The sequence below is a fragment of the Brevundimonas sp. TSRC1-1 genome (assembly GCF_049898245.1).
Lineage (GTDB): Bacteria > Pseudomonadota > Alphaproteobacteria > Caulobacterales > Caulobacteraceae > Brevundimonas > Brevundimonas mediterranea_A.
This window is the reverse complement of sequence record NZ_JAFCXI010000005.1, coordinates 82,850-103,207: the sequence shown is the minus strand read 5'-3', so window position 1 is coordinate 103,207 and position 20,358 is coordinate 82,850. Positions and strand designations below refer to the sequence as shown.

General features: G+C 68.0%; 17 protein-coding genes. 7 read left to right on the top strand and 10 right to left on the bottom strand.

Translation table 11 applies throughout. From position 1 onward, the window contains the following. Positions 1-105 precede the first annotated feature (105 nt). Both ACP7CK_RS16560 and ACP7CK_RS16555 read left to right on the top strand, forming a co-directional pair. The gene (locus tag ACP7CK_RS16560) at positions 106-2,160 is read left to right on the top strand and encodes a capsular polysaccharide biosynthesis protein (RefSeq protein ID WP_426026735.1); all 2,055 of its coding nucleotides are present in this window, start codon (positions 106-108) and stop codon (positions 2,158-2,160) included. Between the two features lie 28 nt (positions 2,161-2,188). Next, positions 2,189-3,340 (top strand): beta-ketoacyl-ACP synthase III, encoded by a 1,152-nt coding sequence (locus tag ACP7CK_RS16555; protein ID WP_426026734.1) that lies wholly within the window; start codon positions 2,189-2,191, stop codon positions 3,338-3,340. A 3-nt stretch (positions 3,341-3,343) separates the two neighbouring features. Here ACP7CK_RS16555 and ACP7CK_RS16550 read toward each other — a convergent pair whose 3' ends face one another. Beyond that, the gene (locus tag ACP7CK_RS16550) at positions 3,344-3,805 is read right to left on the bottom strand and encodes a DoxX family protein (protein WP_426026733.1); all 462 of its coding nucleotides are present in this window, start codon (positions 3,803-3,805) and stop codon (positions 3,344-3,346) included. Positions 3,806-4,038: 233 nt separating this feature from the next. On the opposite strand from ACP7CK_RS16550, the gene ACP7CK_RS16545 reads away from it, so the two are divergent. Further along, positions 4,039-4,299 carry a hypothetical protein gene (locus ACP7CK_RS16545; protein ID WP_008260179.1) on the top strand — a complete coding sequence of 87 codons (261 nt, stop codon included), beginning with the start codon at positions 4,039-4,041 and terminating at the stop codon, positions 4,297-4,299. 63 nt (positions 4,300-4,362) lie between these two features. Here the strand turns inward: ACP7CK_RS16545 and ACP7CK_RS16540 are convergent, their stop codons facing one another. The 6 genes from ACP7CK_RS16540 to ACP7CK_RS16515 form a co-directional block, all read right to left on the bottom strand. After that, a complete protein-coding gene (locus ACP7CK_RS16540) occupies positions 4,363-4,890 on the bottom strand; it encodes a porin family protein (protein ID WP_035305382.1) in 528 nt (175 codons plus the stop codon). Between the two features lie 337 nt (positions 4,891-5,227). Beyond that, positions 5,228-7,906 (bottom strand): pyruvate, phosphate dikinase, encoded by a 2,679-nt coding sequence (gene ppdK, locus ACP7CK_RS16535; protein WP_426026732.1) that lies wholly within the window; start codon positions 7,904-7,906, stop codon positions 5,228-5,230. 453 nt (positions 7,907-8,359) lie between these two features. Continuing rightward, positions 8,360-10,549 carry a glycine--tRNA ligase subunit beta gene (gene glyS / locus ACP7CK_RS16530; protein ID WP_426026731.1) on the bottom strand — a complete coding sequence of 730 codons (2,190 nt, stop codon included), beginning with the start codon at positions 10,547-10,549 and terminating at the stop codon, positions 8,360-8,362. Then, positions 10,549-11,442 (bottom strand): glycine--tRNA ligase subunit alpha, encoded by an 894-nt coding sequence (locus ACP7CK_RS16525; protein ID WP_426026730.1) that lies wholly within the window; start codon positions 11,440-11,442, stop codon positions 10,549-10,551. Before ACP7CK_RS16525 ends, glyS begins: the two co-directional genes overlap by 1 nt. A gap of 85 nt (positions 11,443-11,527) precedes the next feature. After that, the gene (locus ACP7CK_RS16520; protein ID WP_426026729.1) at positions 11,528-12,400 is read right to left on the bottom strand and encodes a 4-(cytidine 5'-diphospho)-2-C-methyl-D-erythritol kinase; all 873 of its coding nucleotides are present in this window, start codon (positions 12,398-12,400) and stop codon (positions 11,528-11,530) included. A gap of 5 nt (positions 12,401-12,405) precedes the next feature. Then, positions 12,406-14,307, bottom strand: coding sequence for a tetratricopeptide repeat protein (locus ACP7CK_RS16515; RefSeq protein WP_426026728.1), 1,902 nt, complete (start codon positions 14,305-14,307; stop codon positions 12,406-12,408). A 100-nt stretch (positions 14,308-14,407) separates the two neighbouring features. On the opposite strand from ACP7CK_RS16515, the gene ACP7CK_RS16510 reads away from it, so the two are divergent. Together ACP7CK_RS16510 and ACP7CK_RS16505 are read left to right on the top strand one after the other, a co-directional pair. Beyond that, the gene (locus ACP7CK_RS16510) at positions 14,408-14,623 is read left to right on the top strand and encodes an AbrB/MazE/SpoVT family DNA-binding domain-containing protein (RefSeq protein WP_035305435.1); all 216 of its coding nucleotides are present in this window, start codon (positions 14,408-14,410) and stop codon (positions 14,621-14,623) included. After that, entirely contained in the window at positions 14,610-14,945 is a 336-nt protein-coding gene (locus ACP7CK_RS16505) for a type II toxin-antitoxin system PemK/MazF family toxin (protein WP_426026727.1), read from the top strand. The genes ACP7CK_RS16510 and ACP7CK_RS16505 overlap by 14 nt, the downstream gene beginning before the upstream one ends. Before the next feature lie 19 nt (positions 14,946-14,964). Here ACP7CK_RS16505 and ACP7CK_RS16500 read toward each other — a convergent pair whose 3' ends face one another. Then, the gene (locus ACP7CK_RS16500; protein ID WP_426026745.1) at positions 14,965-16,620 is read right to left on the bottom strand and encodes an electron transfer flavoprotein-ubiquinone oxidoreductase; all 1,656 of its coding nucleotides are present in this window, start codon (positions 16,618-16,620) and stop codon (positions 14,965-14,967) included. Positions 16,621-16,815: 195 nt separating this feature from the next. Here ACP7CK_RS16500 and ACP7CK_RS16495 point away from each other — a divergent pair, with 195 nt between their 5' ends. Together ACP7CK_RS16495 and ACP7CK_RS16490 are read left to right on the top strand one after the other, a co-directional pair. Next, the gene (locus ACP7CK_RS16495; protein ID WP_426026726.1) at positions 16,816-17,613 is read left to right on the top strand and encodes a uracil-DNA glycosylase; all 798 of its coding nucleotides are present in this window, start codon (positions 16,816-16,818) and stop codon (positions 17,611-17,613) included. A gap of 101 nt (positions 17,614-17,714) precedes the next feature. Beyond that, positions 17,715-19,409, top strand: coding sequence for a lytic transglycosylase domain-containing protein (locus ACP7CK_RS16490; RefSeq protein ID WP_426026725.1), 1,695 nt, complete (start codon positions 17,715-17,717; stop codon positions 19,407-19,409). A 3-nt stretch (positions 19,410-19,412) separates the two neighbouring features. Here ACP7CK_RS16490 and ACP7CK_RS16485 read toward each other — a convergent pair whose 3' ends face one another. After that, positions 19,413-19,553 carry a hypothetical protein gene (locus ACP7CK_RS16485; protein ID WP_426026724.1) on the bottom strand — a complete coding sequence of 47 codons (141 nt, stop codon included), beginning with the start codon at positions 19,551-19,553 and terminating at the stop codon, positions 19,413-19,415. Between the two features lie 95 nt (positions 19,554-19,648). Further along, on the bottom strand, positions 19,649-20,293 hold the full coding sequence (locus tag ACP7CK_RS16480; protein WP_035305365.1) for a glutathione S-transferase: 645 nt from the start codon (positions 20,291-20,293) through the stop codon (positions 19,649-19,651). Positions 20,294-20,358 lie beyond the last annotated feature (65 nt).

Sequence of the window (20,358 nt, the reverse complement as noted above, 5' to 3'; positions counted from 1 at the left end):
CACCGGTTTCCCCCGGCGCCGTTCAATTTCAGCGCGGCTATTTCAGACTATTCAGACTATTCAGACTATTCAGACCCTGTTTTTCGCGTCTGAATCGGACCCGCCTTGACCCCAGCCTCGGACATCGCCGTCAAAACCCCCGCCTGGGTCTGCGCGCCCGGCGTGCTGAAGGTCCCCTTCCTCGAGGTTTTCCTGGCGGACTACGCCCTGCACCGCCTGCCGGGTGATCAGGTTCAGGCCGTGCTGGGCTGGGGGATGAAGCCGACGGCCGCCGCCGGTCGACGCTGGGCCGCAGCCAACGACCGCCCCTATGTGGCGCTGGAGGACGGCTTCCTGCGCTCCGTCGGCATCGGCGAGGCGGGGGCGGCCAGTCTCAGCCTGATCGTCGATGACCTGGGCGTCTATTATGACGCCACCCGGCCCAGCCGGCTCGAACAGCTTATCCAGACCGCCGACGCCTGGTGCGACGCCACAACCACCGCCCGCGCCCGCGCCCTGATCGACCGGATCGCCGCCTCGGGCGTGTCCAAGACCAATATGGGCGGGCCGCTGGACCCCGGCCTGCTGCGGCCCGGCCGCCGCGTCCTGATCGTGGACCAGACCTTCGGCGACGCCTCCATCGGCTATGGCCTGGCGACGCAAGACAGTTTCGACGCCATGGTCGCCGCCGCCCGCCGCGACGAACCCGAGGCCCAGCTGATCATCAAACGCCACCCGGCGGTGGCGGCGGGCAAGAAGCGGGGCTGCGTCACCGACCTGGCCGGCGTCACCCTGGTGGACGCCGACGTGCGGCCCGCCGACCTGCTGGCGGCGGTGGACGCCGTCTATTGCGTCACGTCCGCGCTCGGATTCGAGGCCCTGTTGCGCGGTCTGCCGGTGCGCTGTTTCGGCGCGCCCTTCTATTCCGGCTGGGGCCTGACGACCGACGCCGTGGCCACCGGCCGCCGCGGCGTGGCGCGCACGGTGGAACAGGTCGCCGCCGCCGCCCTGATCGCCTACAGCCGCTATGTCGATCCCGTCACCGGCGAACGGTGCGAGGCCGAACAGGCGCTGGAGCGGTTGATTTCCCTGCGGGACCGCGCCGACCGTCTGGCCGGCGACTGGGCGGCCGTCGGCTTCGCACCGGCCAAACGCCCGCCGGTGCGCCGCCTGCTGAACTCGCCTAAGGCGCGGATGCGCTATTTCATGTCGCCGTCGCGCGCCGCCGCCCACGCCGCTTCTGTCAACGGCCGGCTGATCTGGTGGGCAGGCAAGGAGAGCGAGGCCGTGCGCCGGGCCGCTGCGATGTTCGACGGCCCGACCGTCCGCATGGAGGACGGCTTCATCCGCTCGCGCGGCCTGGGGTCGGACTTCGTCGGCGCCCTGTCCGTCGCCCTGGACGACCAGGGCGTCTATTACGACCCGTCGCGCCCGTCGCGGCTGGAGACCCTGATCGAGACGACCGAGGCGACGCCGGAGCAACTGGCCCGCGCCGCCGCCCTGCGGTCCCGCATCGTCGCGGCGGGCCTGTCGAAATACAATCTGAAGGGCCAGGCGCCGGCCGACTGGCCTGCAGATCGCGACATCCTGCTGGTCGTCGGCCAGGTCGAGAACGACAAGTCGATCCTTCTGGGCTGCGAACCCGATCTGGCCACCAACTCCGCCCTGGTCGAGGCCGCACGGGCCGATCACCCCGACGCCTTCCTGGTGTATCGCAACCATCCCGACGTCCTGGCCGGCAACCGGCCGGGGCGGCTGGAGGCCTCGGCCCTGGCCTCGGTGGACGCCAGCGCGGACGGGCTGGACATCATCGACTGCCTGAACGCCTGCCGTCGGGTGGCGACCCTGACCTCCCTAACCGGGTTCGAGGCCCTGATGCGAGGCAAGGCGGTGTCGGTCTATGGCCGGCCCTTCTATGCGGGATGGGGCCTGACCGACGACCGGCTGGCCTTCGAACGTCGCAGCCGCCGCGCGACCGTCGATCATCTGATCCTGGCCGCCCTGATCCACTATCCCCTCTATGTCACCCCGACGGGCTGGCCCTGCGAGGCCGAGGATCTGGTCCAGGCCCTGATCGCCGCCCGCGACCAGCCGCCGCCCAAGGCGCCGCGCGGCCAGGTCCAGCGCTGGGCCGCCGGGATCATCGCCTCTCTCGACCGCAGGCCGCCGCCGTCCTATTGAAGGCGTTCGCAAAGGAAACTGTCTACCCGTGCAACACGCCGTTATCGCCGCCACCGGCCTCTTCACCCCCGAACAATCGGTCTCCAACGCCGAACTGGTCGACAGCTACAACGCCTGGGCCGACGGCTGGAACGCCCGTCACGCCGCCCAGATCGAAGCCGGCGAGTTGGAGGCCAAGGCGCACTCCTCGCCCGAGTTCATCGAGAAGGCGTCGGGCATCAAGAGCCGCTTCGTCCTGGACAAGGCCGGGGTGATCGACCCCGAACGGATGGCGCCCAACCTGCCGGAACGTTCGAATGACGAACTGTCGATCCTGGCCGAGATGGCGGTCAAGGCCGCCCGCCAGGCGATCGAGGCCTGGGGCAAGCCGGTCAGCGAGATCGGCGCCGTCCTGTGCGCCGCCTCCAACATGCAGCGCCCGTATCCGGCCATGGCCATCGAGGTGCAGCAGGCCCTGGGGATCGAGGGCTTCGCCTTCGACATGAATGTGGCCTGTTCTTCCGCCACCTTCGGCGTCAAGACGGCGGCGGACTTCATCGCCGGCGGCTCGGTCAAGGCCGTGCTGATGGTCAATCCGGAGGTCTGTTCGGCCCACCTGAACTTCACCGACCGCGACAGCCACTTCATCTTCGGCGACGTCGCCACGGCGGTGATCGTGGAATCGGCCGAGACGGCTGGTCCGGGCGGCTGGGACGTGCTGGGCACGCGGCTGAAGACGGTCTTCTCCAACAATATCCGCAATAATTTCGGCTTCCTGAACCGCAACGCCCGCGACACCGCCCATCTCGATTCGCCGGTCGCCGACGACAGCGTCCAGAACGACAAGCTGTTCATCCAGCAGGGCCGCAAGGTCTTCCGCGACGTGGTGCCGATGGTGTCGGACATGATCATCGACCACGCTGGCGAACTGGGCCTTGATCCGCACGAATTGAAGCGGTTGTGGCTGCACCAGGCCAACATCAACATGAACACCATGATCGGCAAGAAGGTGCTGGGCCGCGAGCCCTCGTCGGACGAGAACGTCATCATCCTGGACGACTACGCCAACACCTCCTCGGCCGGATCCATCATCGCCTTCCACCTGCACAATGACGGCTTCGCCCCCGGCGACACCGGCCTGATCTGCAGCTTCGGCGCCGGCTATTCGGCCGGGACGGTGTTCGTGCGCAAACGCGCCTGACGATCAGGGCCGGGGCAGGAACAGGACGACGTCCAGACTCCACCGCCCCGGCCCACCGGCGATCAGCCCGAACAGAATGACCATCAGCAGGGTCTCGGGCAGGTCGAAATAGCTCGACAGGCGATAGCCAAGACTGGCGCCCTCCACCGACTTGGCGGCGACCGTCGCCAGCGCAACCATGCAGATCACGATCAGCACCAGGGCCGACAGGCTGGTGAACAGGCCCAGGATCAGCAGGCCTCCGAAGACGAACTCGCACACCGACACGAACCGGGCGGTCTGACGTGGCGCGACGACGCCCGCCTCCACCATCGTCTGCTGCATCTTCTCCGCCTGGGAGGGGGCGAACAGCTTGTAGAAGCCCGACAGGAAGAACATTCCCCCGACCACGATCCGCGCGACCAGCAGCGCAACATCCATCAGCGCAGGCGCGCTAAGGCCCAGGGCGCGATACAGATCGATCATAGGACAAAGGCTCCGCAGGCAGGGTTCATCAATGCCTCGGCGCGCGGTCGGTTGCCGACGCGAGCCCCGCCGACAGAATCCGGAGAAATGGATCCGACGGGAGAGAACCAAAAAGTTCGACCGCCGTTACGTCAGGTTAATCCTGATCTGAGAAGATAATTGCTCAGGCTACGCTTGAATCCTGTACTGGATTTTGCGAGGCCTTTGATTGTCGAGAACAGGGGAGTTCCCAGATGGCTCAGACGACACCGAAGACGGTGCTGGAAAGCCTGGCTCAGGATATCGCAGCCGTGCTCAAGAGCATGGGCGGTTCGGCCCATCAGAATCTGGTCGTGGACTGCGTCGCGGCCCTGAAACGTCAGCGCGGCGAGGCGGTCAACACGCCGGACCTGCGTCAGAAGATCATCGAGACCTTCGAACAGTATCGCGACTGGTTCGTGCGTCCGTTCGGCGAAGGCTCGCAGCGCTGGGCCCTCGCAGGCGATTTCGCCTAACTCAAAAAGCAGAGGGCGCGCTCCGCAAGGAGCGCGCCCTCTTCATTTCGCCTGATCGTGGGATCAGAAGCGGCGGATGTAGCTGACCGAATAGGCGTCGGCTTCGCCCGCGTCGTCGCGGTAGTCGCGACGGGTCCAGTCGGCCCGCACGCCGTTCACGCCATCCAGATAGTAGTTGGCGCCGGCGCCATAGTTCCAGCTGTCGCCGCCCACGTCGGTGTTGGCGCCCGGGAACTCCTGCTTCAGCTCGGTGTGGCCGTAGCCGCCGCGCGCGAACAGCTCCAGCTTGTCGGACACCGGGTATTTGCCGACCACATAGCCGGCGGCGTCCCACTCGTGCTTGATCGAGCCGTCGACGCCGGCGACGGTGAAGTCGTCGTCCTTGACGCCGACCGAGGCTTCGGTCTCGACGGCCAGGTAACGGTTCAGGTTTACGCCCAGACGACCGGTGACGGCGCCCGTGGTTGCATTGTCGCCTTCAAGATGAGTGTACCCCAGCGATCCGTAACCACGCGGTTCGGGATTGGTTTGAGCAAAGGCCGGAGCGGCGATTGCGGAAACGGCGACAGCGGCGAGAAGAATGTTACGCATTGTTTCTTATTAACTCCTAGATGTGATGACCGGTTGGATCATCAGCCCCATCCAGCGAATGCTTAAATAGGTGACGCCTTCGTCTGTTCCATAGGCTGGCGTCACATGACGCCGTCTGTGCGCGGCGAGACACACACTGTGTTCCACCAAGTACGACAGAAATGCGACGCGCAACGAAAAGGGGCGGCGCCCTGCGGCGCCGCCCCTGATTTCATTTCACTCCGTCATCCTCGGGCTCGACCCGAGGATCGAGCGATGGACAGCTGTGCGTCAACGGCATCTCACCAGCGGCGGATCATCCGATCCTCGGGTCAAGCCCGAGGATGACGGTGCGGGCCTAGCGGTCCTTTTCACGTTCCACGTTCAGCGCCGCCTGGGCTGCCGCCAAGCGGGCGATGGGCACGCGGTAGGGCGAGCAGGAGACGTAGTCCAGCCCGGCCTTCTCGCAGAAGGCGATCGACGACGGATCGCCGCCGTGTTCGCCGCAGATGCCCAGCTTGACGTCGGGCCGCACCGCGCGGCCGCGCTCGGCCGCGATCTCGATCAGGCCGCCGACGCCGTCCTGGTCCAGACGCACGAAGGGATCGGTCTCGAAGATGCCCTTGTCCAGGTAGGCCTGCAGGAACCGCCCCGAGTCGTCGCGGCTGATGCCGAAGGTCGTCTGGGTCAGGTCATTGGTGCCGAAGCTGAAGAACTGGGCGTATTCGGCCAGGTCCCCGGCGCGGATGGCGGCGCGGGGCAGTTCAATCATGGTGCCGACCAGATATTCGACGCTGTCGCCGGCGTCGGCGAACACGGCCTTGGCCGTGCGGTCGGTCAGTTCGCGCAGATATTTCATCTCCAGGCCGAGGGCGACCAGCGGGTGCATGATCTCCGGGATCGGCGCCTGGCCCGAGGTCTTCTTGACCTCCAGCGCGGCCTCCAGCACGGCCCGGACCTGCATCTCGTAGATCTCGGGATAGGCGACGCCCAGGCGGCAGCCGCGATGGCCCAGCATGGGGTTGGTCTCGTGCAGCTCCTTGGCGCGGCGTTTCAGCTTCTCGGCGTCGATGCCCGACGAGGCGGCCAGGGCGTCGATGTCTTCATCGGTGTGCGGGATGAACTCGTGCAGCGGCGGGTCCAGCAGGCGCACCGTCACCGGCAGGCCGGTCATGATCTCGAACAGTTCGACGAAGTCCGACTTCTGGAACGGCGCGATCTTGGCCAGGGCCGTGCGGCGGCCGGCCTCGTCGTCGGCCAGGATCATCTCACGCACGGCGGCGATCCGGGTGTCGTCGAAGAACATGTGCTCGGTCCGGCACAGGCCGATGCCCTCGGCGCCGAAGCCGCGCGCGGTCTTGGCGTCCAGCGGCGTCTCGGCGTTGGCGCGCACCTTCAGACGGCGCACCTTGTCGGCCCAGGCCATCAGGGTCTGGAAGTCGCCGGTCAGTTCCGGCTCGATCATGGCCACGGCGCCGTCCAGCACCTCGCCCTTCGAGCCGTCGATGGTGATGACCTCGCCGGCCTTGAAGGTGCGGCCGCGCGCGGTGAAGACGCCCTTGGCCTCGTCGATGTGGATCTCCCCGGCGCCCGAGACGCAGGCCCGGCCCATGCCGCGCGCCACCACGGCGGCGTGGCTGGTCATGCCGCCGCGCGCCGTGACGATGCCGCGGGCGGCGTGCATGCCGTGGATGTCCTCGGGGCTCGTCTCCTCGCGCACCAGGATGACCGCCTCGCCCAGACCGGCCAGGCGCTCGGCCTCGTCGGCGTCGAACACGATCTTGCCTGTCGCCGCGCCGGGCGAGGCCGGCAGGCCGGCGGCGATGACGGTGCGGACGGCCTCGGGGTCCAGGGTCGGGTGCAGCAACTGATCGAGCGCGGAGGGCTCGACCCGGCTGATGGCCTCTTCCTGGCTGATCACGCCCTCGGCGGCCAGATCCACCGCGACCTTCAGCGCCGACTTGGCGGTGCGCTTGCCGTTGCGGGTCTGCAGCATCCAGAGCCGGCCCTGTTCGACCGTGAACTCGATATCCTGCATGTCGCGGTAGTGGCTCTCCAGCTTGTTCACCACCTCGACGAACTGGCCGAACACCTCGGGCATGGCCTCTTCCATCGAGGGGGCGGTCTCGCCCATCTCCTCGCGGCCGATCTTGGTCAGGCTTTGCGGCGTGCGGATGCCCGCGACCACGTCTTCGCCCTGGGCGTTGATCAGGAACTCGCCATACAGCCGCGCCTCGCCGGTCGAGGGGTTGCGGGTGAAGGCCACGCCGGTGGCCGAGGTCTCGCCCATATTGCCGAACACCATCGACTGGACGCTGACGGCCGTGCCCCAGCTTTCGGGGATGTCGTGCATGCGGCGATAGAATTTGGCCCGCTCGTTCATCCAGCTGGCGAAGACGGCGCCGACCGCGCCCCACATCTGGTCGCGCGGGTCCTGCGGGAAGGGATGGCCCAGTTCGCGTTCGACCACGGCCTTGTAGTCCTCGACGACCCGCTCCCAGTCCTCGGCCTTCAGGTCGGTGTCGACGCTGACGCCCAGCCGGTCCTTGTGGGCGTCCAGCACCTCCTCGAAATCGTCGTGGCTGAGGCCCAGCACCACGTTCGAATACATGGTGATGAAACGACGGTAGGAGTCGAAGGCGAAGCGCCGGTCGCCCGACAGCCTGGCCAGACCCTCGACCGTCTGGTCGTTCAGGCCCAGGTTCAGCACCGTGTCCATCATACCCGGCATCGAGGCGCGGGCGCCCGAACGGACCGAGACCAGCAGGGGATTGTTCACGTCGCCGAAGGTCTTGCCGACGATCGCCTCGACCTTGTCCAGGGCGGTCTTCACCTGGGCTTCCAGATCGGCGGGATAGGTCTCGCCGTTGGCGTAATAGTGGGTGCAGACCTCTGTGGTGATGGTGAAGCCCGGCGGGACGGGCAGACCCAGCGAAGACATTTCCGCCAGATTGGCGCCCTTTCCGCCGAGAAGGTTCTTCATCGACGCATCGCCGTCGGCGGAGCCTCCGCCGAAGCCGTACACCCACTGAGTCATCTTGCAGTCCCTGAGCTTTGTATAAGGTCCGGCGGGTTCGCCCCGCTCGCACGCGGCATGACTAGCGTGGCGAAACCGGCTTGACCATGGCGCATGTAACAAAGCGTGAGCACGAAACCGGTTTCCTTGGGGGTCGGATGCGCCTGTGGGCGGAAAACAGCGGTCGCCGGGGCGCCGACAGGGCGGTCGAGTCGTCCGGATTCAGACTCGGCGTCGAAAAAACACCGTCTAAAGAGTCTAATTAGTCTGAAATCCCCCTGCCCCGCCCCCGGGCCGGAGGCGAAACCAGGATCGCATGGTTTTGGAGGGCGCCGGGATCAGGTGGGCAAGATTGTTGCAAGCCATTGGAATCCCTGGAACCGGACAGGCGGAATTGAGAGGGCAAGGCCTTCGCGGCCTTCACCCCGCCCGAGTCGTCGTCTCCTCCCCGCACAGCGGAGAGGAGACGGGAGATCAGCCGGCGATCTGGCCGAAGTCGGCGACCTGGCCCATGACGTCGCGGACCTGGCCCAGCAGTTTCAGGCGGTTGTCGCGTTCGGCGGGCACGTCGGAGTTGACCAGCACGTCCTCGAAGAACCGGTCCACCGGGGCGCGCAGGCCGGCCAGGGCCGTCATGGCGGCGGCGAAGTCCTCGGTCTCCAGCGCGGTCTCGACGGCGGTGCGGGCGGAAGCGACGGCGAAGGCCAGGACGGTCTCGGGCTCGGGCTGGTTCGGCAGGCCGGTCTGGACCATGCCGGTCGGCAGCGGTCCCTTCTTCTCCTCGGCGCGGAGGATGTTGGAGGCGCGCTTGTAGCCGGCCAGCAGATTGGCTCCGTCGTCGGTGGCGAGGAAGGCGGCCAGGGCTTCGACCCGGCGCACGATGCGCACGAGGTCGTCGTCGCCCAGAGCAAAGACGGCGGCGACGAGGTCGTGGCGCTGGCCCTGGTCGCGGAGGAGGACGGTCAGGCGGTCGGCGAAGAAGGCGAGGAGGTCATCACAGGTAAGAAGCCAGTCACGAGGCTTCTCCATGCCTTCCATAATCTTTGCAACAAGGTCAGGCGCCACGTTGTCCACGAGGTCATACGCATCAGCCCAGCTACGCAACTCGGCAGCTTTTCGCTTCAGAGGGTTAGCGGGCAACTCGCGTGCCCACCATTGTTGGACAAGAACGTCCCAAGCAAATGGCGCAATCAAGCGAAGCTGTGCCCGCACCCCATTCTCCAGCACCAGCCGGATCACCCCCAACGCCGCTCTCCGCAGCGCGAACGGATCCTTCGACCCCGTGGGCTTTTCGTCGATGGCGAAGAAGCCGACCAGGGTGTCCAGCTTGTCGGCCAGGGCGACGGCGACCGTGACGGGCGCGGTCGGGACCGTGTCGGCGGGGCCTTGCGGCTTGTAGTGGTCGCGGACGGCGTCGGCGACGGCGTCGGAATGGCCGGCGAGGCGGGCGTAATAGCCGCCCATCACGCCCTGCAGTTCCGGGAATTCGCTGACCATGCCCGACAGCAGATCAGCCTTGGACAGTTTTGCGGCGGTCACGGCTTCGTCAGGGTTCGCGCCGACCAGGGGCGCGATCTCGCGGGCAAGAGCCGCGATGCGCTCGACCCGCTCGGCCAGCGTCCCCAGTTTGGCGTGGAAGGTGACGCCGGACAGTTTGGCGTTCCAGGCGTCGAAGCCGACCTTCTGGTCCTCGTCCCAGAAGAAGCGGGCGTCGTTCAGACGGGCGGACAGGACGCGGCTGTTGCCGGCGGCCAGGGCCTTGCCGCCGTCGGTCGCCTCGACATTGGCGACGACCAGGAAGTTGGGGGCCAGGCCATCCTTAGACGGATCGCGGACGGCGAAATACTTCTGGTGCACCTTCATCGACAGGCGCACGACCTCGGGCGGCAGGGCCAGGAACTGCGGGTCCATGTCGCCCAGGATCGGGGTCGGCCATTCGGCCAGGCCCGCCACCTCGTCCAGCAGGCCGTCATCGTCCACCAGGACCAGGCCCTTGGCGGCGCAGGCGGCCTTGGCCTGATCCAGGATGCGCAGCTTGCGGTCGGCCACGTCCAGCAGGACGAAATTCTGTTCCAGCTGGGTGCGGTAGTCAACGAAGTCGCTGACCTTCAGCAACTGGCCCGAGCCCATGAAGCGGTGGCCCTCGGTGATGGCGTCGGATGGGATTCCGTCGATCTCGAACGGGACCACCTTGCCGTCGAACAGGCACAGGATGCGCTTGATCGGACGGACCCAGCGCAGGGTTCCGGAACCCCAGCGCATCGACTTGGGCCAGGGGAAGGTGCGGATGACCTGATCCACCGTCTCGGCGACCAGATCGGTGGTGGCGCGGCCCTTGGACGACAGGACGGCGAACAGGACGCCGTCGCGCTCGGTCAGTTGGTCGCGGGTCAGGCCGGTCTTGCGCAGGAAGCCTTCCAGCGCCTGTTCCGGGGCCGAGGCGCGCGGGCCTTTCAGCTCTTCCTCGCGGTCGGGCGTGGCGGCGGGCAGACCGTCGATGACCAGGGTCAGGCGGCGCGGACCGGCGTAGGTCGTCAGCGCGTCCCAGGTCAGGCCGGCGGCCTTGAGCCGGTCGGAGACCATGCGCTCCAGGTCGCGCGCGGCGCCCTGCTGCATGCGGGCGGGGATTTCTTCGGAGAAGATTTCGAGGAGGAGTTGGGGCATCAGGCGGTTTTCCGCTCTTGTTCAACGTAAGCGAGGGCGCAGGCTTTGCAGAGTTCGCGGATGCGGCCGATGTAGCTCTGGCGCTCGGCGACGGCGATGGCGCCGCGGGCGTCCATCAGGTTGAACAGGTGGCTGGCCTTCAGCACCTGGTCATAGGCCGGCAGGACCAGGGGCTGGCCCTGGGGTCCGGTCATGTCCAGCAGTCGCGAAACCTCCGACACCATGTCCTCGAACCGGCGCTTCAGCCCGTCCACGTCATAGCCGTGGAAATTGGCTTCCGACTGTTGGCGCTCGTTCTCCAGGAAGACCTCGCCATAGGTCAGGCCTTCCTTGGTGAACTTCAGATCATAGACGTTGTCCACGCCCTGGACATACATGGCCAGACGCTCCAGCCCGTAGGTCAGCTCGCCCGAGACGACGTCCACCTCGATGCCGCCGACGCCCTGGAAATAGGTGAACTGGGTCACCTCCATCCCGTCGCACCAGACCTCCCAGCCCAGGCCCCAGGCCCCCACGGTCGGGTTCTCCCAGTCGTCCTCGACGAAGCGGATGTCGTGCAGTTTCGGATCGATCCCGATCGCCGCCAGCGAGCCCAGATAGAGCGCCTGAAGATTGTCCGGGTTCGGTTTTAGTATCACCTGGTATTGGTAATAGTGTTGGAGGCGGTTCGGGTTTTCGCCATAGCGGCCGTCGCCGGGGCGGCGGCTGGGCTGGACATAGGCGGCCTTCCACGGCTTGGCGCCGAGCGCGCGCAGCACGGTGGCGGGGTGGAGCGTGCCGGCCCCGACCTCAATGTCATAGGGCTGAAGAATGGCGCAGCCCTGCTCGCCCCAATAGCGGTGCAGGGTCAGGATCAGATCCTGGAAGGCGAGCGGCTCGGTCGAGGTGGTCAAATCGGGCTCGGGAGGGGCTGGAAAAAGGACGGCGGACCATAGGGCCCGGCGCCGCGCGCTTCAACACGCGCTGGGGATTTATGGCTCAGGCGGCGGCGAGCTGGGTCGCGACGACCCAGGCCGTGGGATGGGCGGCCGACAGAGCGGCTGCGGCGGCGGCCGCGTCCGCGCTGGACCGGCACAGGCCGAAGACGGTGGCGCCCGAGCCGGACATGCGCGCCAGGGCCACGCCGGGCGTCGCCGCCACCGCCTGAATCCCGTCGGCTATGGCCGGGGTCAGGGCCTCGGCGGGCGGCTGAAGATCGTTGCGGAGGCCGGCCAGCCAGTCGATGACGGCCGCGGGGCTCCAGTCCACAGGCGGCGCGGGCTGGTCGGCGGCGCGGGGCGGGCCGGCGTCATAGGCGCGGTAGACGGCCCCCGTGGGCGACGGAACGCCCGGATTGAACAGCACGGCCCACAGCGGCGGCAGGCGCGGCTCGTCGGTCAGGATGTCGCCCCGCCCCTCGGCCCAGGCGGTGCGCATCCGCAGGCACATGGGGCCGTCGGCGCCGATCACCCCCGCCACGGCCTCCAGCACCGCATCGTCGATGTCCAGACCCAGGGCCTGACGCGCCAGCTTCAACGTCGCCCCGGCATCGGACGAGCCCCCGCCCAGGCCGGCGGCGATGGGCAGGCGCTTGTCCAGCGTGACCTTCAGCAGCGGTTCGCCTGCGCCGGTCGCCTCGCCCACGGCGCGAAGGGCGCGCAGGATCAGATTGTCGGGCTCGGCCGCCAGACCCGCGCCGAACGGGCCGGTCACGGTCAGCGACAGCCGCGCCGCCGGCTCGACCGTCACCCGGTCGCCGACATCGGCGAAGGCGACCAGGCTGGACAGCGGATGATAGCCGTCGGCGTCCACCGGGCCGACGTGCAGGAACAGGTTGATCTTGGCCGGAGCCAGGGCCGTGAGCGCGGACATGAGGCCTAGTGCGACCCGCCGGTCGCGGGCGCCGCGTCGTCCAGGCCGTGGGCGATCTTGCGCTCGACGTCGGTCTTGCGTTCGGGCTCGGGATCCAGGCTCAGGACGCGGTTCCACAGCCAGACCGCCTCGCGCTGGCGGCCCACCCGCCAATAGGCGTCGCCGAGGTGGTCGTTGATCTCGGGATTGGCGGGCTCCTTGTCGACCGCCTCCTCCAGAGTGACGACGGCGGTGTCGAAATAGCCCTGTTTGAACTGGGCCCAGCCCAGGGAGTCCTGGATGTTGCCGTTCTCGGGCTCCATGGCGTAGGCCTGGGCCAGAAGGCCCGCGCCCTGATCGACGCGCAGCCCCTTGTCCACCCAAAGATAGCCCAGATAGTTCAGGGTGTTGGCGTTGTTCGGATCGGCCAGATGCGCGGCCCACAGCTCCGCCTCGGCCTCGGGGATGCGGTCCAGGGATTCCAGGGCGGCGCCACGCAGGAAATGGATCTGGGCGCCCTGGGTCGCCGTGTTCAGCAGCGGGCCGCTCAACAGGGCCAGGGCCGCCTCATACTGCTCCAGCTGCATCAGCTGGCTGGCCATGACCAGGGCGATACGGGGATCGTCAGGCTCGGCGGCCGCGGCGGCGCGCAGCTCGGTCAGGGCGGCCTGCGACTGACCGTCCTCTTCCAGGTTCAGCGCCAGCTGGGCGCGGGCGTTGGCGTACAGCACCGGATCCTCCGGCCCGACGCGCGACAGGGCGGTGCGGGCGGCGGCCTTCAGCCCGACCCGGTCCAGCACCTGGGCCAGCTGGATTTGTGTGGCGGCGTCTTCGTTCAGGTTCAGGGCCAGGCGCAGATAGACCACCGCGAACTCATTGCCGCGCTCGGCCACGGCCTGGGCCGCCGCCGTGGTCAGGGCCTGGGCCGCGCCCTGGCGGAAGTCGGGCGACGCAGGGGCGCGCCCCCCGGCCTGAAGCCGCGCCAGGGCGCGGGCGGTGGCCAGATCGACCTGCTGGCCCTCCATCGCCGCCTGATAGACGGCCAGGGCTTCGTCCCGCTTGCCGCGTCGCTCCAGGAACTCGCCATAGGGGCGGTGGAACAGGGCGCCGATGGTCGGCATGTCGGACAGGGCCTTTAGCTCGGCCTCCGCCTCGGCGTATTTCCGACGCTTCTCCAGCAGGAGGGCCCGGTTCTGGCGGGCGAAGGCCAGGGTCAGGACGTCGCCCTGGGCCGGAGGCGCGGCCAGGGCGCGGGTCCAGTCGCCGGCGGCCGCCGCGATCCAGGGCGCGACCATCAGACCGGCGCGGCTGTGCGGCGCGGCGATGGGCCGCGCGACCAGGGCGGCGTTGGCGGCGCGGGCGTCGCCGTGGACGAAGGTCTGGACGGCCGAGATCAGCCGGCCGATCTCGATGAAGGCGGGCGCGGCGTCGGCGGTCGGCGCCAGTCGGCCCGCCACGTCCAGATCGCCGCTGAGCAGGGCCGAGGTGAAGGCCTGTTCGCGCACGCGGGGCTGTTCGGGCGTCAGGGCCGCGGCCTGGGCCAGCCAATCGGCGCCCTTGGCCCCCTCGCCCGTCATCAGGGCCAGTTTGCCGGCCAGGTACAGGCCATAGGCGCTGCGGCCCTGGGCGTTCAGCGGGACCGGCGCCCAGACCTCGGGAATGGCGGGCTCGGCCGGGTCGTCGGCGATGACGATATGGGGCGGGACATCGCCCTCGGGCGTCTGGGGCGCGCCATCTTCCGGTTCGTCCTCGAACGGCGCGGCCTCCTGAACCTGGTCCGGTTCAAGTATGACGGCGGGCGGATGGGCGTCGGACGGATTGGCGGGCGCCGAAGCGGGGCCCATGTCCTGCGCCGCCGCCCCCTGGGCCAGGGCCAGGGCGAGGACGGTCAGGGAGGCGGCGAGCAGGCGCGAACGGGAGGCGATCATGCCGCGACCCTTCACGGTTTCCCCTGCCCCCGCAAGAGGACAGATGGTTGACGAGGGCAGGCGACGGCGTATCGTAAGGAAAATCCTTACCGAGGCGATGATGATCACAAGCCGCCTGACGTCCAAGGCCCAGACCACCATCCCCCAGCCGGTGCGCGCCGCCTTGAAACTGCAGGACGGCGACGAGCTGATCTACGAGATCGAGGGAGAACGGGTTCTGTTGAAAAAGGCGCGCAAAACGGCGGCCGACGATCCCTTTGCGACCTTCGAGGAATGGGACAGCGAGGCGGACCGCAAGGCCTATGCCGGACTTTGAACGCGGCGACGTCGTCCGCATCCCCTTTCCCTATACCGACCGCAACACCCGCCAGCATCGGCCGGGATTGGTGGTGTCCGCGAGCGGGATCGGCGATCAGGCCGGTTTGATCTGGGTGGTGATGATCACCAGCGCCGCGAACCGACGCTGGCCCGATGATCTGGACCTGGAGGACCGTTACGGGGAGGCAGGGCTGCCCGCCCCTTCGGTCGTGCGCCCCTCGAAGATCGCCACTATTGAAGCCTCAGCCGCCGAAAGGATCGGCCGGCTGGACGAGGCGCGACTGGCCGTCGTCATGGAGACGATCCGGCGCTGGCTATGACCCCAGCGCCGGTGTTGCGTCACATGTTCGGATAGTTCGGGCCGCCGCCGCCTTCGGGCGTGACCCAGACGATGTTCTGCGACGGATCCTTGATGTCGCAGGTTTTGCAGTGGACGCAGTTCTGGGCGTTGATGACGAAGCGCGGATCGGTCTTGGCGACCTCGTCCGCATAGACGACCTCATAGACGCCCGCCGGGCAGTACAGCCGGGCCGGTTCGCCGTATTTGGGCAGGTTGACCTGAATCGGCTTGGACGGGTCCAGCAGCTTCAGGTGGGCCGGCTGGTCCTCGGCGTGGTTGGTGTTGGAGATGAAGACGGACGACAGCTTGTCGAACGACAATTTCCCGTCCGGCTTGGGATAGGCGATGGGCTTGTGCTTGACCGCCAGTTCGGTCGAGGCGGCGTCGGTCTTGTCGTGCTTCAGCGTCGGGATCGGCGACCAGCCGCCCAGCAGGGTGCGGCACCACATGTCGAACATGCCCAGCGCCCCGCCCAGGGTGGTGCCGAACTTCGACAGCAGGGGCTTGGCGTTCCTGACCAGGGACAGCTCCTTGTGGACCCAGCTCTTTTCGAAGGCGGTCTGGTATTCGACCAGTTCGTCGCCGCCGCGTCCGGCCTGGACGGCGTCATAGGCGGCGTCGGCGGCGAGCATGCCGGTCTTCATGGCGTTATGGGTGCCCTTGATGCGGGGCACGTTCACGAAGCCGGCCGAGCAGCCGATCAGGACGCCGCCGGGGAAGGACAGCTTCGGAATCGACTGCAGGCCGCCCTCGGTGATCGCCCGGGCGCCGTAGGAGATGCGCGTGCCGCCCTCCAGATGCGAAGCGATGGACGGATGGTGCTTGAAACGCTGGAACTCGTCGAACGGCGACAGGAAGGGGTTCTTGTAGTTCAGGTGCACCACATAGCCGATGGCCACGTAGCGGTCGCCGAAATGGTACATGAAGCTGCCGCCGCCGGTGTGCTCGTCCAGCGGCCAGCCGGTGGTGTGCTGAGCCAGGCCGGGCTGGTGCTGTTCGGCGGGCACCTGCCACAGCTCCTTCAGGCCGATGCCGTATTTCTGGGGCGACTTGCCGTCCTGGAGCCTGTGCTTGGCGATGATGGTCTTGGCCAGGGAGCCGCGAACGCCCTCGGCGATGAAGACATATTTTCCGTGCAGTTCGATGCCGGGCTGGAAGTCTCCAGTCGGCTTGCCCTCGCGGTCGATGCCGAAGACCCCCGCGACGACGCCCTTCACCCGGCCCGTGCCCTCTTCCCAGACGACGTGGCTGGCGGCCATGCCGGGATAGACCTCGACCCCCAGGGCCTCGGCCTGTTCACCCAGCCAGCGCGCGACATTGCCCAGCGAGGCGATGTAGCAGCCGTGGTTGTGCATGAAGGGCGGCAACAGGGGCATGGGCAGGGACGCCGACCCCTGCGGCCCCAGCAGAAGGAATTTGTCCCTGGTGACGGGGGTCTCCAGCGGCGCGCCGCGGTCCTTCCAGTCGGGGAAGAGTTCGTTCAGCGCCTTGGGATCGATCACGGCGCCCGACAGGATATGGCCGCCGACCTCGGCGCCCTTTTCCAGCACGGCGACACTGATTTCCTTGCCGTCCTTTTCCGCCCGCTGTTTCAGGCGGATGGCGGCGGACAGGCCGGCGGGGCCGCCGCCGACGATGACGACGTCATACTCCATCACCTCGCGCTCGACGCCCTGCAGCGCCTCCAGCGGCGGCAGATTGTCGATGATCGCTTCCTGGCGGGCGTTCTCTGCGCCGCCCTCGATGGCTTCTTCGGCCATGTCTTCCCCTGAAATCCAGCTTGTTCGTGTGGTTATGCCGCTTATCGGAAGGTGACGCGAGGGCGGTCAAGGCCTATCGGTACCTTAGACATGAACGCGCAACCCCATGACATAGCTGCAGTCGAAAGCCTGCTCGCCTTCTGGCGGGATGCGGGGGTGGACGCCTGCTATGGCGATGCGCCGGTCGATCACACCCATCTGGCCCCGCCCCCGGCCCTGAAGGCGGTGCAGAAGGCCACCGCCTCGGTCGTCATGCCCCTGGCCGGACCCAGCGCCCAGGACGCCCTGGCCGAGGCGCGGCGTCTGGCGGCGGGGGCCTCGACCCTGCAGGATCTGGCGGCGGCGGTGGCGGCGTTCGAGGGCTGTCCCCTGCGCGGCATGGGGGCCAGCCAGTCGGTGTTCGGGCGGGGCAATCCCAACGCCCCCGTCATGGTGATCGGCGAAGGCCCCGGCGCAGACGAGGACCGGCTGGGCCAGCCCTTCGTGGGTCGGGCCGGCAAGCTGCTGGACCGGATGCTGGCGGCGGCGGGCCTGACCGACAAGGTCTTCATCACCAACACCGTCTTCTGGCGCCCGCCCGGCAATCGCACCCCGACCCCGCAGGAACAGGCCGTGTGCGCCCCGTTCGTCGAACGCGCCTTCGCCCTGCTGCAGCCCAAGGCGGTCCTGTTGCTGGGCGCGGCGGCGGCCAAGTCGGTGCTGCAGACCGAAGACGGGATCATGAAGATGCGCGGCCAGTGGCGGGAGTGGCGGCTGGCTGAAGGGGGCGTGTCCGCCCCCGCCCTGCCGACCCTGCACCCAGCCTTCCTGCTGCGTCAGCCCCAGGCCAAACGGCAGGTCTGGGCCGATCTTCTCGCACTTGCAGCAAAACTGGACGGCTCAGGTTGAGGTTAGCGCCGCTTTAAGGCATGCTGGTCGTTTGACGACCAACGCCAAACGATCCCCGCCTGACGAGAATGGGCAGGGTGACGCCAACGGGGCCGCCGCGTATGAATATGTTCCGCCGGGCTAGTCTGGCCTCGACGCTGGTTTTTGCGCTCGCCGCTTCAGGTTGGGCCGCCGCAGGCTCGGCCCTGGCGGAGACGCCTTTTGACGGAATGTCCGGCGCCGCGTCCGGTTCCGCCCGCCCCACGGCCCTGAGTTCGGCCGACCGCCTGTCCTACACCACCGCCTTCGACGCCCTGCGGCGCGGCGACATCGAGGCCGCCCGCGCCTCGGCCCGTCAGGCCCAGGACCGGGTCCTGCTGGGCCAGGTCGAGTTCGAAAGCCTGTTCCACCCCGATCACGTCGCCACCTATGACGAACTGACGGCCTGGCTTGAAACCTATTCCGACCTGCCCTGCGCCGACCGGGTCTATACCCTGGCCCTGCGCCGCCGGCCCGACGGGGCGCCCGAACCGGTCAAGCCCGGCGGTCTTCTGGGTCGGACCTGGAACAGCGTCGTCTCCGCCGTCTCGGGCGGCCCGGCCGTCGATCCGATGAAGGCGGCGCGCATCGCCTATAACAATGACGACCTGACTGGCGCCTCGGCCGTCGGGCGCGAGATCGGCGACTGGTGGACGGTCGGGCTGGCGGAATGGCGGCTGGGCCAGTTCCACGAATCCTTCGCCGCCTTCGAACGCGTCGCCAACGATCCGACCGAAGACCCCTGGGTCCGCGCCGGCGCCGCCTACTGGACCGCGCGCGCCGCCTCGCAGTCGGGCCGGCAGGACCGGGTCAACGACTATCTGCGCCTGGCCGGACAGTGGCCGGCCACCTTCTACGGCCAGATCGCCCTGCGTCAGCTGGGCGAGGAGCCGACCATCGAGAACATGGGGCCGCGCGCCTACCAGGCGGAACCGCGCCTGCAACGCGCCGCCTATGTGCCCCAGGGCGCGCGGGTCGAGACCGGCGAACTGGAAGCCTTTGTCCAGACCGACGCCCGCGCCAAACGCACCGTCGCCTATTATGAAGTGGGCCGACGCACCGAGGGCGAAAGCGAATTGCGCTCGGGCCTGCGCACCGCCGTGGGCGACGCCGCGCGCATGTGGACGGCTCTGGCGCGGGTGATGATGTCAGGCAATGGGGGCGACGCGACCCGGATCGACGCGATGCGCTTCCCCATGCCCGTGCTGGAGCCGGAGGGCGGCTTCGTCATCGAGAAGGCGCTGGTCTACGCCCTGGCGCGCAAGGAGACCGACTTCAATCCCGACGCCCGGTCCAGCGCCGGCGCCTATGGGCTGATGCAGGTGATGCCGACGACGGCGGCGGAGATGACCGGGGACCGGACCTTCGTCACCGATCCGTCCAAACTGCTGGTTCCCGCGACCAACATGCGGCTGGGCCAGGCCTATATCAACCGGATGCTCCAGCTGCCGGCCTTCCAGGGCGACCTGCTGCGGGCCGTGGCCTCGTACAACGCCGGACCGGGACCGATGCTGACGGCGGTGCGCAAGCTGGGGCCGGACGCCGATCCCCTGCTGCTGATCGAGACGATCGACGTGCCCCAGGCGCGCGACTACGTGGAAAAGGTCGTGGCCAGCTACTGGATCTATCAGCGGATGTTCGGCGGACCGCTGAACACCCTGGACGCCGTGGCCTCGGGTGCGAAACTGATTCCGGTGTCGCTGGACTATGTGCCGCCCGCGCCGGTCGCCGAACCCGTACTGGTCGCCCAGGCGGCCACCGTCGGCGGCGGTCGATAGGGTTCAGAACAGGGCGGTGAGCAACATCGCCCAGAAGGCGGTGCCGACGACGGCGGCCAGCACATAGGCCATGACGGGATTGAGCGGGCGCGCCTGAACCGGGACCTCCGCCCCCTGTTTCGCCACGACTAAGCGGGTCGGCATCGGTCTTTCTCCCCGGCGAGACGCGCGATCCGCGTTCGCATCCGGGATAACGACGTCGTCTTAACACCCGGTGCGAAAGCTTGGTTTCCTGGCTTTTAAGTCAGAGCCTCGGTCTCCCACAGACGGAAGTCCGGGTGGGCCAGCAGGCTCTGGACATAGGCCGAGGCGACGCCGTCGTCGCCGTGGTCGGCCAGATCGATCTGGAAATGGCGGACACGCGCCGCGACCGGAGTGAAGAAGGCGTCGGCGATCGACCAGTCGCCGAACAGCCAGGGACCGTCCCCGCCGAACCGACGCCGCATCTGCCGAAACAGGGCGACGATCCGCGCCAGATCCCGGTCCAGCGCCGGGTCGGAAGGGGTCTCTGACCGGGCGTCGCCGACCATGGGCCGGTCCGGTCCCATGCCGCAGAAGGTCCGAAGGGCGGAAAAGCCGGAATGCATCTCGGCCGTCGCCGACCGGGCCAGGGCGCGGACGACGGGATCGGCGGGCCACATCCGCGCCTGGGGATAGTGTTCAGCCGCCCATTCGCCGATGGCCAGGGTGTCCCAGATCATCTCGCCGTCCACCCGCAGCACGGGCACGAATCCGGACGGGGAGAGATCCCGCAGCGCCGCCTTCTGGGCCTTTGTGTCGTAGCACACGTCGATGACGCCGAAGTCCGCGCCGGTGTGCTTCAGGATCAACCAGCCGCGCAGCGACCAGGTCGAATAGGTGCGGGGGCCGATGATCAGTTCCATGTCGCGTCCTTCGCTCGATTCGCAGGCGGACACGCCGGGCGGCGCGTCTGATGGGATGGCGTTTT